Here is a 14,820-nt window from a genome sequence, read left to right on the forward strand (position 1 = left end):
TGCGCAGGGCCACGGTTCTCCTGCTATGTGTCGCCGGGCGGCGGCGCCGTTCCCAAGGGCCGGCGCAGGGCGGCGGCGGCCGGGGCAGGGGGATCAATGCTCGAGATTGCGGTCCAGATGGACCCCTTGGAACGCATTAATTTTGCTGGGGATTCGACCTTCGCGCTGATGCTGGAGGCGAAGCGCAGGGGCCATCGCCTATGGTTCTACACGCCGGATCAACTGTCGCTTGAAGGTGACCGGCTGACGGCGCGCGCGCATCGCATCGACGTTTTCGACGATCCTTCGCGCTATTACGCGCTCGGCGAGGCGACGGACCTTGAACTCGGCGCCATGGACGTCGTGCTGCTGCGTCAGGACCCGCCGTTCGATCTCGCCTATATTACCTCCACGCATTTTCTGGAGCGGCTCGCGCCGCGGACTCTCGTCGTCAACGACCCCGCGCATGTGCGCAACGCGCCGGAAAAAATCTTCGTGATGGAGTTCGCCGATCTGATGCCGCCGACGCTGATCACGCGCGACCGCGCGGCGATGGAGCGCTTTCGCGTCAAGCATGGCGAGATCGTCATGAAGCCGCTCTACGGCCATGGCGGCGCCGCGGTGTTCAAGGTCGCGCCGCGCGATCCGAACTTCGGTTCGCTGTTCGATATGTTCGCGACGACTTTCCGTGAACCCTGGGTCGTGCAGCGCTTCCTGCCGGAGATCGTGAAGGGCGACAAGCGTATCCTTCTCATTGACGGCGAGGCGATGGGCGCGATCAACCGGATTCCGGCCGATGACGACATACGCTCGAATATGGTGCGCGGCGGCGCGCCGGCGGCTACCGAACTCGACAAGCGAGAGCAGGAAATCTGCGCGAGGCTCGGGCCGGAGCTGAAACGGCGCGGATTGGTTTTCGTCGGCATCGACGTGATCGATGGCTGGCTTACCGAGATCAACGTGACCTCGCCGACGGGGCTCCGCGCGCTAAAACGCATCGGCGGGCCGGATCTCGCGCCGCCGCTCTTCGACGCCATCGAGGCGCGTCTGCGCGCCCTGCGCGCATCGGGCCGATCGCCGGAATTGACTCCATGAACGAAGTGGCGCCGCTCAGCGTTTTCGCCGGCCTTGATCCCAACGAGCAGTTTCGCGGTCTGCGGCAGGCGCTCGCGCCGGCCATCGCGGCGATCTGCAAGAGGGAGCGCGGCCATGCGCGACGCACGGCGATCGTCGAATTGTTTCGCTCGGCTTTGGCGGAAGGACGCGAGATTGCGCGCGCCCGGCTTGAGGCGCGCGGCTCGGGACTGGCGTGCGCGAGATTGATTTCAGGGCTCGAAGACGAGCTGATCGGCGCCATCTATGACTATGTTGTGCGCTACGTTTACGTCGTCGACAATCCGACGTTTGCCGAGCGTCTCGCCATTATCGCGGTTGGCGGCTATGGACGCGGGACGCTCGCGCCGGGCTCCGACATCGATCTGCTGTTTCTCGTCCCTTACAAACAGACTCCGTGGGGCGAAAGCGTCATCGAGGCGATCCTGTATATTCTTTGGGATCTACGTCAGAAGGTCGGCCATGCCACGCGCTCCGTCGCCGAGTGCATGCGTCAGGCCCGCGCCGACATGACCATTCGAACCACGCTTCTCGAAGCGCGTTTCATTCTCGGCAACGCCGAGCTGTTCAGCGAGTTCCGCGAGAGCTTCGATCGCGAGGTCGCCCGTTCGGATACGCGCGAATTCGTCTCCGCCAAGCTCGCCGAACGCGACGCGCGCGTGATCCGCGCCGGCGCTTCGCGCTATCTCGTCGAACCCAATGTGAAGGAAGGCAAGGGCGGCCTGCGCGATCTCAACACGCTGTTCTGGATCGCCAAATATGTCTATCGCGTCCGTGAGGCGAAGGAACTCGTCGCCGCCGGCCTCTTCACCGCGGCGGAGCTGAGCCTGTTCGAGCGCTGCGAGGAGTTTTTGTGGCGCGTGCGCTGTCATCTGCATTTCGCGACGGGACGCGCCGAGGAGCGGCTCGCCTTCGACGTGCAAACGACGATCGCCAAGCGTCTTGGCTATCACGACCGCAGCGGACTGTCGCCGGTCGAGCGCTTCATGAAGCACTATTTTCTCGTCGCCAAGGAAGTCGGCGATCTCACCGCGATCGTCTGCGCGGCGCTTGAAGAAAAGCAGGCGAAGCCGCGCGCCATCTTCGAGCGCTTCCTGCAGCCGTTTCGGCGCCGGCGCAGCCGCGCCCCGCAAGGCGACTTCATCGTCGATCACGACCGCATCAGCATCGTCGACGCCGATGTGTTCAAGCGCGATCCTGTCAACATCATCCGGCTGTTCTGGATGGCGGATCATCACGGCCTGCCGCTGCATCCCGACGCTCTGCGCGCGGTGACTCTGTCGCTGCGTCTGATCGACGCCAATCTGCGCGCGAACAAGGAAGCCAATCGGCTGTTTCTCGAAATCCTGCTCTCGCGCAACATGACCGAAATCACGCTGCGCCGGATGAATGAGACCGGCGTGCTAGGGCGTTTCATTCCGGATTTCGGCAAGATCGTCGCGATGATGCAATTCAATATGTATCATCATTACACCGTCGACGAGCATCTGCTGCGCGCGGTCGGCGGATTGTCTGATCTCGAAGCCGGACGCATGCCGGAGCATCAGCAGCTGGTTGACGAAATCCTGCCGACGATCGTCAACCGCAAGGTGCTTTATCTGGGCCTGTTCCTGCACGATATCGCCAAGGGGCGAAAGGAGGATCACTCCCGCGCCGGCATGGAGGTGGCGCGCAGCCTGTGTCCGCGTCTGGGCTTCACCCCCGGCGAGACCGAGTCCGTGGCCTGGCTCGTCGAGCATCATCTCACCATGTCGAGCTTCGCGCAGAGCCGCGATCTCTCCGACCGCGTCACCATCGAAAATTTCGCCGCTATCGTTCAGACGATGGAGCGGCTGAAGATGCTGTTCGTTCTCACCGTCTGCGACATCAACGCGGTCGGGCCCGGCGTGCTCGACGCCTGGAAGGCGCAGCTGCTGCGCGTGCTCTATTGGGAGACCGAGGTTGTGCTCGGCGGCGGCCATTCGGCGGTTGATCGCAAGAGTCGCGTCGCCGCCGCGAAAGCCGAGCTGCGCGCGGCGCTTCCGGAGTGGAGCGACGAGGCGTTCGACGCCTACGCCAAGCGTCACTATCCGGCCTATTGGCTCAAGGTTGACGTCGCCCGCAAGCTGCGTCACGCGGAGCTGCTTCGCCAGATGAACGGCGCATCGGCGCCGCTTGCAACCGCGGTCGAACTCGACAGGACGCGAGGCGCCGTGGAGCTGACCGTCGTCGCGCCCGACAACCCGCGTCTGCTGTCGATCATCGCCGGCGGCTGCGCGGCAGGCGGCGCGAATATCGTCGACGCGCATATTTTCACCACTGCGGATGGCCTCGCGCTCGACACGATCTTCTTCTCGCGCGCCTTTGATTTTGACGAAGACGAGATGCGCCGCGCCGGGCGCATCGCCGGCCTCATCGCCAGGGCGCTGCGCGGCGAGGTCGTCGTGTCCGAAGAGCTGCGGGCGCGCGCGAAAGCCCATCTGCCGACCGATGCTTTCTCTGTCGCGCCTGAGGTCGTTGTCGATAACAGCCTGTCGAACGTCTATACGGTCATCGAGGTCTCGGGACTCGACCGCGAGGGGCTGCTGTTCGAACTCACCAACGCGATTTCGCGGCTCAATCTCAATATCGCCTCGGCGCATATCGTCACCTTTGGCGAGCGCGCCGTTGACGCCTTCTATGTCACGGATTTGACGGGAGCGAAGATCGCCTCTCCCCAGCGGCAGGCGACAATCAAGCGCCAGCTTTTGGATGTGTTTCGCGGCGTGGGCGTGCGCGGGGCCAGGACGCCCGCCGCCGCCGCGACTTGATTTTGACGTTTCGCGCGCAGATATCGAAGCCTTTACGAAAGAGTGATGGTGACAGCATGAGCGATCCAACGAAGGCGGACAAGAAGGCTGACGCAAAGGAGAAGGGGGCGGCTGCAGAGCCCTCGTCCTTGTCTCAGCCGTCGGCGGAATCCGACATTGCGCAGCCGGAGCCGTTCACCGAGCTCGAAAATTTATATGCGGAAAATGCGGGCTTAAAGGACAAGCTCCTGCGCGCGCTCGCCGAAGTCGAGAATGTGCGCCGTCGCGCCGAGCGCGAGATCGCCGACGCGAAGACTTATGGCGTGGCGAATTTCGCGCGGGAGATGCTGTCGTTCGCCGATAATCTACGCCGCGCCATCGAGAGCGTGCCCGAGGAGGCGCGCGCCGAGCCGGCGGTCGCGTCGCTGCTTGAGGGGGTCGACGTGATGGAGCGCGATTTCCTCGCGCGGCTCGCGCGCTTCGGCGTCAGGAAGATCGACGCCAAAGGCGCGCGCTTTGATCCCAATCAGCATGAAGCGCTGTTCGAAATTCCCGACGAGACGCAACCCGCAGGCACGGTGGCTCAGGTCGTTGAGCAAGGCTACATGATCGGCGAACGCGTGTTGCGACCTGCAAAAGTCGGCGTAGCGCGCGGCGGATCAAAGCCGTCCTGACCGGTCGAGGACGCGCATGGACGAGCGAGCGACCGCGACAAAGCCTAAGGAAGCCGGGGTCGTCGCAGCGGCGGTCTATCACGGCGGACGTAAGATCGCCGATATCGAGATCGATGAGGCCGGAGAGTGGACCAAGCGCGAAGGCTATGTCGTCTGGATCGGACTCCACGAGCCGTCACAAAAGCTGCTGGAGCGCGTCGGCGAACAGTTCGCGTTGCATCATCTCGCGATCGAGGACGCCTTCAAGGCGCATCAGTTTCCCAAGCTCGAAGAATATGAAGACAGCGTTTTCATCGTCGCGCGCACCGCGCAGATGGTCGACGGCCACATCGCCTTCGGCGAGACGCATATTTTTATTGGCGCCGGCTATGTCGTGAGCGTGCGCCATGGCGCATCGAGCTCGTATGCGCATGTGCGAGAACGCTGCGAGGCGCGCGCGGAACGCCTCACGGAGGGCGAAGACTTCATTGTCTACGCCATTCTCGATTTCATCGTGGACAACTACTTTCCGGTGCTCGACGCGATCAACGATCAGGTCGAGGACATCGAGGATCATGTTCTCGCGACGACGATGGGCAAGCCGGAAATCGAGCAGCTCTATAGTTTGCGGCGCGACCTCTTGCATCTGCGCAACGCCGTGACGCCGCTTTCGGACGTCTGCCGTCGCTTGGAGCGCAGCGACGTCGTCGCCATCGACCGGGAAATGCGGCCGCATTTTCGCGACGTTCGCGACCATCTGCGCCGCGTCCAGGAACGCATCGACACGATGCGTGAGACGCTCGCCTTCGCTTTCGAGTCGAGCCTGATGAATGCGCAGATCCAGCAAACCGACATTTCGCGCCGGCTTGCCGCCTGGGCCGCGATTCTGGCGGTGCCCACCGCCATCGCCGGCATCTACGGCATGAACTTCCGTCACATGCCCGAACTCGACTGGAAGTATGGCTATTACGTCGTCCTCGGCATGACGGTGAGTATCTGCGGCTATCTGTACTATCGTCTGCGCCGCGCCGGCTGGCTGTGAGCGCCGCGCGCCATCACGGCGCAGGCGTGTCAGCAATGCTCTCACGCCCCGCGTGTCTCAGGCGCGTTCGCCTGCGACCGTTTCCGTGGGACCTAGCGCCTTACGAAAGTTTCATCCCGCCGCCATTGGCCGGCAAAGCGGCAATCTCCATGTTCCATCTTGCGGCGACGTTGCGCTTCTCCTCCACGCGGCGTCGTTCAAGATGGAGATTTTCGAAAAATGCCTATCGCAAACAATCCTCGCGCCCGCGCCGCAGAAGCGCCGCGGCGCGCGTCCCGTCTGGCGCTGATGGGCGCTGCGGCGGCGTTCGCGCTTAGCGCTGCGATCGGTCCGGCGCCGCTGGCGCCGGCTTACGCCGAAGCGCCGCTTTCAGGATCTGTCACCGCCGCCGGACCCGCCTCCTTTGCGGACGTCGTCGAGCGCGTCAAGCCCGCCGTCGTCGCCATCAAGGTCAAGGCTGTCGATGATCAGCACGGCGGCGGCATCTTCGAGATGCCGGACGTGTCGCCCGACGACCCGATGTATCGCTTTTTCAAGCGCTTCGGCGAAGGTCAGGGAGGGCGTCCGCAAAAACACATGACGATGTCGCAGGGCTCTGGCTTCATCATCAGCCCGGACGGCTATGTCGTCACCAATAACCACGTTGTGGATCATGCCAGCGAAGTCGACGTTGCGCTCGACGACGGAAGAACGCTGCCCGCCAAGGTTGTCGGCACGGATAAGCGCACCGACCTGGCGCTGCTCAAGATCAGCGACGGCGCCAAGCTGCCCTATGTCGACTGGGGCTCCGCAGCGCCGCGGGTCGGCGACTGGGTGATCGCGGTCGGAAACCCCTTCGGTCTTGGAGGTTCAGTCACCGCCGGCATCGTTTCGGCGCGCGGGCGCGACATCGGCGCCGGCCCTTACGACGACTTCCTGCAGATCGACGCGCCGGTCAATCGCGGCAATTCCGGCGGTCCGGCGTTCGATTCGCGCGGCAATGTGATCGGCGTCAATACGGCGATCTATTCGCCTTCGGGCGGTTCGATCGGCATCGGCTTCGCCATTCCGGCCGAGGTGGCCAAGGACGTGGTCGCGGCGCTCAAGGAAAAAGGCTCCGTGTCGCGTGGCTGGATCGGCGTCAAGATTCAGAACATTACGCCGGAAATCGCCGACAGCATGGGGCTGAAGTCCGCGAAAGGCGCGCTGATCGCGCAGCCGCAGCGGGGCGCTCCGGCGGAAGAGGCCGGCCTGAAGTCCGGCGACGTCATCGTCGCCGTCAACGGCGAGAAGATCGACACGTCGCGCGATCTCGCGCGCCGCATCGCGACCCTTGGCCCGGGCAAGACGGCGGACATCACTTTTCTGCGCTCGGGCGCCGAAAAGACGGTGAAGCTGAAACTCGGCGTCCTTCCCGACGAACGGGAAGCGCGCGCCGATGATGAAGGCTTCTCGGAGCGGGGGCCGGAACTGTCCGGCCTTGGGCTCGAGGTCGCCCCGGCGGCCGAGGTGCGCGGCGCAGGCCGGGAAGGGCTGTTCGTGACGGATCTCGATCCCTCCGGCGCCGCCGCGCAAAAGGGATTGCGCAGGGGCGACGTGATTATCGAGGCCGCCGGGCAGCCGGTGAACTCCCGTGGCGACCTCGCCTCCGCACTCGAGGCGGCGCGCAAGGAGGGACGGCGTTCGGTGCTGCTGCGTGTGAAATCTGCGGATGGCGCGAAGTTCATCGCTGTTCCGGTGAAAGGCGGCGCCGGCTAAGGCGGCTTGAGGAACTTCTTGCGTTGAGGCCGTCGTCACTGCACCCGCCCGCAGCCGGTCTCCGCAACGAAGAGCGTCGGGCAGAGCCAGTCCCCTCCTGGCGCCCGAACGCGGGGCAGGCTGGCGCGCAATGCGCCGGCCTGCCGTTTTTTTGCAATCTCAGCTATAGTGAAACATGCGCATTCTGATCATTGAAGACGACAGCGAAGCGAGCGAATACCTCGTCAAGGCGTTCCGCGAACAAGGCCATGTCGCTGAACACGCCGCCGATGGTCTCGCGGGCTATGGACGCGCCAGCGAAGGCGATTACGACGTGCTGATCGTCGACAGGATGCTGCCCAAGATGGACGGGCTGTCGCTGATCTCGGGCTTGCGCGAGCAAGGCGTTCAAACGCCGACGCTCATTCTCTCCGCGCTCGGCCAGGTCGACGACCGCGTGAAGGGTTTGCGCGCCGGCGGCGACGACTATCTGCCAAAACCCTACGCCTTTTCGGAGCTGCTGGCGCGGGTCGAGGCGCTGGCGCGCCGCCGCGTCGGGCCAAAAGGCGAAGAAACCCAATATCGTGTCGGCGATCTGGAGCTCGATCGGTTGTCGCACAAGGTGACGGTCGGCAGCCAGGAGGTGGTGCTTCAGCCGCGCGAGTTCCGGCTGCTGGAATATCTGATGAAACATGCCGGCCAGGTGGTGACCCGCACCATGTTGCTCGAAAATGTCTGGGATTATCATTTCGATCCGCAGACCAATGTCATCGACGTGCATATTTCCCGTTTACGCTCAAAAATTGACAAAGGCCGCGAGAACCCGCTTCTGCACACGATCCGCGGGACTGGGTATATGATCCGTGACGGCGCTCGGTAAGCTTTTCCGCACGACAGCGTTCAAACTGTCGATCGCCTATCTCGTGCTGTTCTCGATTGGCGCGGGACTCGTGCTCGCGCGCGTCGGCGCACGCGTCAAGGAAGTGCTCGATGAGCAGATCGAGCAGACCGTCGACGCTGAAATCCGGGCGCTGTCCGAACAATATGCGCAGGGCGGCCTGCGCCAGCTCGTCAATGCGGTGGAGCGCCGCGTGCGCGCGCCCGGCGGTTCGCTCTATCTGCTCTCGAGTCATGCCGGAGACGTCATCGTCGGCAATATCGAGTCGCCGAATTTCACGCCCTCCGGCGGCACGGAACTCGTCGAGACGACCTATGAGCGACGCGGCGAGCCGGGCGTCAAGCATCCGGCCTTGCTGCGGCTGTTCCTTCTTCCCGGCGGCTTTCGCCTGCTTATCGGCCATGACATCGAAGATCATGAAGTGCTTCGCGGCATATTGCGCCGCGCGCTCGGCGTGTCGCTATTCTGGCTCGCGCTCGTCGGCGCGCTAGGCGGCCTGTTCGTTTCGTATCGCATGCTGGAGCGCGTCGACGTGATGTCGGGCTCGGCGCGCCGCATCATGGCGGGCGATATGCACGAGCGACTCGCCATCTCTGGCGCCGGCGACGAACTTGACCGGTTGGCCGAAAACTTCAACGCTATGCTCGAGCGCATCAGCGAGCTGATGGCGGGTTTACGCGAAGTTTCCGATAATATCGCGCATGACCTCAAGACGCCCTTGACCCGATTGCGCAACCGGGCCGAGGCGGCGCTGCGCGCGGACGCCGAGGACAGCGAGCATCGTGCGGCGCTGGCCGCCGTGATCGAAGAATCGGACAACCTTATCCGCGTGTTCAACGCCTTGTTGATGATCGCGCGCGCGGAGGCCGGCTATTCTAGCGACAACATGGCGAGCTTCGACGCCGACGCCGTCGTGCGCGACATCGCCGAGATGTATGAGCCCGTCGCCGAAGAGCAGGGCGTCCGCCTCGATGTCGCGGCGCAGGACGGACTTGCGATCACCGGCAGCCGCGAACTGCTCGGGCAGGCGCTCGTGAATCTCGTCGACAACGCGCTGAAATATGGCGGGACAGGCGATGAGCCGCGCATCGCCATCGAGGCGCGGCGCGTCGGCGATCGTGTGGAAATCGTCGTCGCGGATCGCGGACCCGGCATTGCGCCATCGGATCGCGAGCGCGTGGTGGGACGTTTCGTGCGGCTTGAGAATTCCCGTTCGCGGCCGGGTTCAGGTCTCGGCTTGTCGCTCGCGGCGGCGGTTGCGCGGATGCATCACGGCGCGTTGCGGATAGAAGATAATGCGCCTGGATTGCGCGTGGCGCTGTCGCTGCCTGCAATGCGTACAACTGTCGGTCCCACGGCGCGGATGGAGCGCGCATAAGGCGCAATCTTCGTGGTCCCGCTCGCTTCGACGGCGCGCGCCTTCAATGGCGTCACCGTCGCCGAGGCCGCCGGCAAGCGCATCATGACGACCGTGCCTTCTCCAAGACGGGAGCGGACGCGCAGCGCGCCGCCATGCAGCTCGATGAGGGCGCGGGCGATGGCGAGGCCGAGCCCGGATCCGCGCATGCCGTTTTCCATCAGATCGGCGCATTGTTCGAACGGCTTGCCGAGCTTGGGGATGGCGCGCGGGTCGATGCCGCGTCCTGAATCCTCGACATAGACGTCGATCGCGCCGCCGTGGGCTCGCGCGCGCACCCGCACCACGCGTCCGAATTCGCTGAATTTGACAGCGTTGGACAAAAAGATGCTCAGCGTCTTGACGATCGCCGCTTCGTCTCCGACGCAACGCAGGTTTTCGCGGGCGTCGGCGACAAGCTCGATGTTCTTTACTTCGGCGCGCCCGCGCCAGGCTCCGACGGCTTTGCGCAGCGCCTCGGCGACGTTGATCTCCCGTTCGGCAAGGCGGATGAGGCCCGCTTCGAGACGCGACATGTCGAGAATGTCGGACAGCACTTCGTTGAGGTAATTGCCGCCCTGGCGTATGCCGCAGCAATATTCGAGATATTTTGGCGAACCGAGCGCGCCGAAAGGCTCCGCCTCCATCATTTCCGAAAAGCCGATGATGGCGTTGAGCGGCGTGCGCAACTCGTGGCTCATATTGGCGAGGAATTCCGATTTCGCCACATAGGCGGCTTCCGCCTCGGCCTTTTGGTGATGATACTGCTCGGCGAGAATCGCGAGCTGCTGCGCCTGCATCTCCAGCGTCTGTCGCGAGCGGGTCAGATCGGCGACGCTCGCGGTGAGGCGGCGCTCCGATTCACGCAGCTTCTCCTCGTTGCGCTTGAGCGCCGTAATGTCGGCGCCCACGGAAACATAGCCGCCATCCTTGGTGCGGCGCTCGTTGATCTGAAGCCAGCGCCCGTCGATGAGCTGCGCCTCGTAGGTGCGGGCGTCTGGCGAAGGTCCGTCGGGCGAGGCGACCTGGGTGCGGATCAACGGCGCGATGGCGCAGCTCATGATCTGCCGATAGTTCGCTCCGGCGGATGCGGCTTCCAGCGAAAGGCCATGCAACGAGAGAAATTTCGAATTGCAGGTCACGAGACGGTTTTTGGAGTCCCACAGCACGAAGGCTTCGGAAATCGCGTCGATCGCGTCGCGCAGGCGCAAATTGGCCATCTCCGTTTGTTCGGCGAGCGCGCGTTGCTCCGAAACGTCGATGGCGATTCCAATAAGATGTTTGCCGGCTTCCCGACTATCTTCGACAATCTGCGCTCGCGCGCGCAGCCATATCCATTCGCCGGCGGCGTTCTTCAGCCGAAACTCGTGATCGACGCTATTCGTTCGTGCGCTCGCGACCATGTCGGCCATCGACTGGAAGTCGCCATCGTCGGGATGCAGCAGCGCGCTCAATTCGGCATAGGAGAGCGAACGCCGCTCGGCCGGCAGCCCCAACATTTCATACATGGAGTCCGACCAGTAGATCCGGCCGCGCGCAATGTCCCATTCCCAAAGGCCACACCGGCCGCGCGAAAGCGCCGCCTCGAGGCGCCTGCGGATCAGCGTGTTGGCGCGTTCGACTTCCTGACGACGCCAACTCTGGCGGAAATAGGCGAGGACGATGACGAGCAGCAGCAGCGTGGTGCAGGCGAACAGCAGCGCATAACGGGACGCGATCACGCGCCACTCGCCGAGCACATTGTCGACGGGATAAATCATCGCCACCTGGCCGAAGGGCGTCGGCAGCTTCCTGACGCTCACAAGCGCCGGAACGCCATCGGGCAAAGTGACGCGCAAGACGCCGGCGTTGTCGGCGAAGTCGACGAGCGCATCTTCGGCGCCGATGGCTTGCGACAGCGTGAGGTCTTTCGAAGGAATCGGCGGAAAGGCGGCGGCGACGCGGCCGCGCTCGTCCGTCACCAGAATGCGTCGTCCTCGCGCGAGAGCGCCTTGCGGCACGAGCTGATTGAGCGGCGCGCCAAACGGCTTTTGCGCGTCGGTCTTGATTTTATCGCGCAGGTCCTGCGACACGGCGCGCACGAAAAGGTCGAGATCGTCGATGGCCTGCTCGACCAGTCGATCCTGCATCGCGCTGGTCAGCGACACGACAAAGGCGGCGAGAGCGACGAGGCAAACCGCGCAGGCGGCGAACGCCAAAGGGCGCAGCCAGGAGAAGTCCTTCGGCCGCTTTGCGCCGTTCTCATCGAACCGGTACGCTCCCCATACGGTATGGGCGTGAGTCTTCACGCGGGCAGCGGGAGCGCGCGCCATCGATGGTCTCCAAAATGAATGTGATGCGAACGCGACTTACGAGCGAATCACCTTCATTCGAATCTCTCGACGCGCGATTGTCCAGATCTTAACGCGACGTTAATGACTCTTTTTTGGGCGCCTCAGTCAAGCGCCTCAGCCAAGCGCCCGCGTGGCGATATCCCGCAGGTCCGCCGAGATATTTTCCTGCGCGACGATATGCTTGAGCCGGGCTTCAATGAGATCGCGGCGCCGCGACTCCATCGTGCGCCAGGACCGCAGCGCCGAGAGCAGCCGGGCGGACACCTGGGGATTCTTAGTATCGACTTCGAGAACCACGGTTGTCAGCAAATCGTATCCTGACCCGTCGAGCGCATGAAAGCGCGTGAGATTGCCGTTCGCGAAGGCGCCGATCAACGCGCGTACGCGGTTGGGGTTGCTCATCGAAAATTCCCGATGCGTCATCAGACCCAATACGCGCTGTGTGGTCGCCGCTTCCGGAATCATCGCCTGCAGCGAGAACCATTTGTCGATGACGAGCGCGTCTCCGGCATATTGCGCGTAGAATCGGGCGAAGGCTTCCTCGCGCGCATGGCCGCCGAGAAGCGCCAATGTGGCGAGCGCGGCGAGCTTGTCGGTCATATTCCCGGCGGTTTCGAACTGCGCCGTGGCCAGCGATCGGCCTTTTTCAGCATCGCCCGCGGCCAGGAGATCCAGCGTCACGTTGCGCAACGCGCGGCGTCCCGCGCTCGCGGCGTCGGGCGTAAAGGCGCCAGCGGCGGAAAAGCGCGCGTGGATCGCGTCGAGCTCTGAGCCGAGCGACCTGCCGATCTCCGCGCGCAACGCCATGCGCGCCTCGAAGAGCTGATCCGGGTCGACGTCATTCCCCTTTTCGCGCGCAAGGTCGATGTCCGACGGCAGCGACAACGCCTGTGCGACCAACGCCGGATCGTCCTCCGCCTTGGCGAGCAGCAGTCGCAGCGCTTCGCTCAGTCCCCGGGCGTCCAATGCGCCGGTTTCGAGCCGACCGAAGATCGCCCGCAGGGCGAGGCTTTGCGACGCCTGCCAGCGATTGAACGGATCGTCGTCACAGGCGAGCAGACGTTCGAGATCCTCGCTTGCCGGCGCCGGCTCGAGGCGCACAGGCGCGGAAAAGCCGCGCAGCAGCGAGACTACGGGCCGTGAGGGAATCTCGCGGAACCGGATGACGCGCTCGGCGCGGTCGAGTTCGATCAAACCACGGGCAAGTTCAGTCGGCGCCGCGTCTTCGCTGACGAGATCGAGCTTTTGCCCGTTCTCGCCAAAGAGCGCGAGCGCCAGCGGGATCACAACCGGCTTCTTGTCGCTTTGACCCGGCGTTGGGGGCGTTTGCTGACTCAGCTTCAAGGCAAACGTCTGGGCGGCGGGATCGTAGTCGCCTGACGTCGTCACGACGGGCGTCCCCGCCTGACTGTACCAAAGCGCAAAATGCGTCAGGTCGCGGCCGGACGCGGCGGCGAAGCAGGACAGGAAATCTTCGATCGTCGCGGCCGTCCCGTCGAAGCGTTCGAAATAAAGATCCATGCCGCGGCGGAAGTTGTCGTCGCCGATCAGCGTCCGCAGCATGCGGATGATTTCAGCGCCTTTCTCGTAAACGGTCGATGTGTAGAAATTGTTGATTTCCTGATAGACGTCCGGACGCACGGGATGCGCGAGCGGACCTGCGTCTTCGGGAAATTGCGCGAGGCGCAGGCCGCGCACGTCGCCGATGCGTTCCACCGCGCGCGAACGCATGTCAGCCGAAAATTCCTGGTCGCGGAAAACCGTCAGCCCTTCCTTGAGGCAAAGCTGGAACCAGTCGCGGCAGGTGATGCGATTGCCCGTCCAATTGTGGAAGTATTCGTGCGCGATGACTCCTTCGATGCCGGCGTAATCGCCGTCGGTCGCGGTGTCGGGTGAGGCGAGCACATATTTGTCGTTGAAGATGTTGAGGCCCTTGTTCTCCATCGCGCCCATGTTGAAGTCGGAAACGGCGACGATGTTGAACACGTCGAGATCATATTCGCGGCCGAATTTCTCTTCGTCCCAGCGCATCGAGCGCTTCAGCGCGTCCATCGCATAGGCCGCGCGCGATTCCTTGCCATGTTCGACGTAGATGGCCAGTTCGACGCCACGGTCCGACATTGTCGTGAATGCGTCGCGCACAACGCCCAAATCGCCGCCCACGAGCGCGAACAGATAAGAGGGCTTTGGGAACGGATCGCGCCAGAGGGCATAGTGGCGATTGGATCCTGCGACATCGCCATGCTCGACCGGATTGCCGTTCGACAGCAGGATCGGCGCTTCGCTTTTCTCGGCTTCGATGCGCGTCGTATAGATGCTGAGCACGTCGGGTCGGTCTAGGAAATAGGTGATGCGGCGAAAACCTTCCGCCTCGCACTGCGTGCAATAGGCCGAGCCGGAGCGATAGAGTCCGGAAAGCTGCGTATTGCCGCTCGGATTGAGCTCCGTGTCGATGTCCAGCGTGAAAGGCGCGTCAGGAACATTGGCGAGAGTAAGGCGATCCTGCGTCGCTTCATATTCGCCGGGCCCGAGCGTCCGGCCGTCGAGCTTCACGCCCAGCAGCATCAACTCGTCGCCGTCGAGCACGAGGGGCGCAGAAGAATCCCCCGCTGGATTGCGGCGCAGCGCCAGTCGCGCGGAGACGCGGGTCTTGGTCGGATGCAGGCTGAAATCGAGTTCGACAGAATCGATCGCGAAATCGGCAGGACGGTAATCGGCGAGCCGAATGGCGGCGGTCGAAGGATGACGCATATCTTCCTCAGGGCTAGGGCCACGTTTCTGCGGTGATTATAGAACGGTAGCCGTCGTTTGCGACGTCCAGAGCCGACGAATACGGAAGCGCACGGCCTGTTTTTTTTGGAAAATCTCCGGCGAGCGGCCGAATTGCCTTGAGCCTGTCGCCGCGTCCGGGCAAGATGAGCG

The 14,820-nt window shown here is 63.6% G+C and carries 9 protein-coding genes; 7 read left to right on the forward strand and 2 right to left on the reverse strand.

Features of this window, described 5'->3' with window-relative positions:
- The first annotated feature begins 96 nt into the window (after positions 1 to 96).
- The 7 genes from gshB to IYW40_RS17925 all read left to right on the forward strand — a co-directional run bounded on the left by gshB (position 97) and on the right by IYW40_RS17925 (position 9,547).
- Positions 97 to 1,074 carry a glutathione synthase gene (gshB, locus tag IYW40_RS17895; protein WP_196401627.1) on the forward strand — a complete coding sequence of 326 codons (978 nt, stop codon included), beginning with the start codon at positions 97 to 99 and terminating at the stop codon, positions 1,072 to 1,074.
- Complete coding sequence (locus IYW40_RS17900) at positions 1,071 to 3,881, forward strand: [protein-PII] uridylyltransferase (protein ID WP_196401628.1); 2,811 nt, start codon at positions 1,071 to 1,073, stop codon at positions 3,879 to 3,881. Before gshB ends, IYW40_RS17900 begins: the two co-directional genes overlap by 4 nt.
- A gap of 56 nt (positions 3,882 to 3,937) precedes the next feature.
- Positions 3,938 to 4,534, forward strand: coding sequence for a nucleotide exchange factor GrpE (gene grpE / locus IYW40_RS17905; RefSeq protein WP_196401629.1), 597 nt, complete (start codon positions 3,938 to 3,940; stop codon positions 4,532 to 4,534).
- A gap of 16 nt (positions 4,535 to 4,550) precedes the next feature.
- Positions 4,551 to 5,555 (forward strand): magnesium/cobalt transporter CorA, encoded by a 1,005-nt coding sequence (corA, locus tag IYW40_RS17910; protein ID WP_196401630.1) that lies wholly within the window; start codon positions 4,551 to 4,553, stop codon positions 5,553 to 5,555.
- 219 nt (positions 5,556 to 5,774) lie between these two features.
- On the forward strand, positions 5,775 to 7,292 hold the full coding sequence (locus tag IYW40_RS17915) for a Do family serine endopeptidase (RefSeq protein WP_348644306.1): 1,518 nt from the start codon (positions 5,775 to 5,777) through the stop codon (positions 7,290 to 7,292).
- A 175-nt stretch (positions 7,293 to 7,467) separates the two neighbouring features.
- Complete coding sequence (locus IYW40_RS17920) at positions 7,468 to 8,151, forward strand: response regulator transcription factor (protein WP_196401631.1); 684 nt, start codon at positions 7,468 to 7,470, stop codon at positions 8,149 to 8,151.
- Positions 8,135 to 9,547 (forward strand): HAMP domain-containing sensor histidine kinase, encoded by a 1,413-nt coding sequence (locus IYW40_RS17925; protein ID WP_196401632.1) that lies wholly within the window; start codon positions 8,135 to 8,137, stop codon positions 9,545 to 9,547. Before IYW40_RS17920 ends, IYW40_RS17925 begins: the two co-directional genes overlap by 17 nt.
- Here IYW40_RS17925 and IYW40_RS17930 read toward each other — a convergent pair.
- Together IYW40_RS17930 and pepN are read right to left on the reverse strand one after the other, a co-directional pair.
- Positions 9,439 to 11,877 carry a PAS domain-containing sensor histidine kinase gene (locus IYW40_RS17930; protein ID WP_196401633.1) on the reverse strand — a complete coding sequence of 813 codons (2,439 nt, stop codon included), beginning with the start codon at positions 11,875 to 11,877 and terminating at the stop codon, positions 9,439 to 9,441. The two genes, IYW40_RS17925 and IYW40_RS17930, sit on opposite strands and share 109 nt — an antisense overlap.
- Positions 11,878 to 12,012: 135 nt before the next feature.
- On the reverse strand, positions 12,013 to 14,649 hold the full coding sequence (gene pepN / locus IYW40_RS17935) for an aminopeptidase N (RefSeq protein WP_196401634.1): 2,637 nt from the start codon (positions 14,647 to 14,649) through the stop codon (positions 12,013 to 12,015).
- Between the last annotated feature and the right edge of the window lie 171 nt (positions 14,650 to 14,820).

The sequence above is a fragment of the Methylocystis sp. H4A genome (genome assembly GCF_015709545.1).
Taxonomy (GTDB): domain Bacteria; phylum Pseudomonadota; class Alphaproteobacteria; order Rhizobiales; family Beijerinckiaceae; genus Methylocystis; species Methylocystis silviterrae.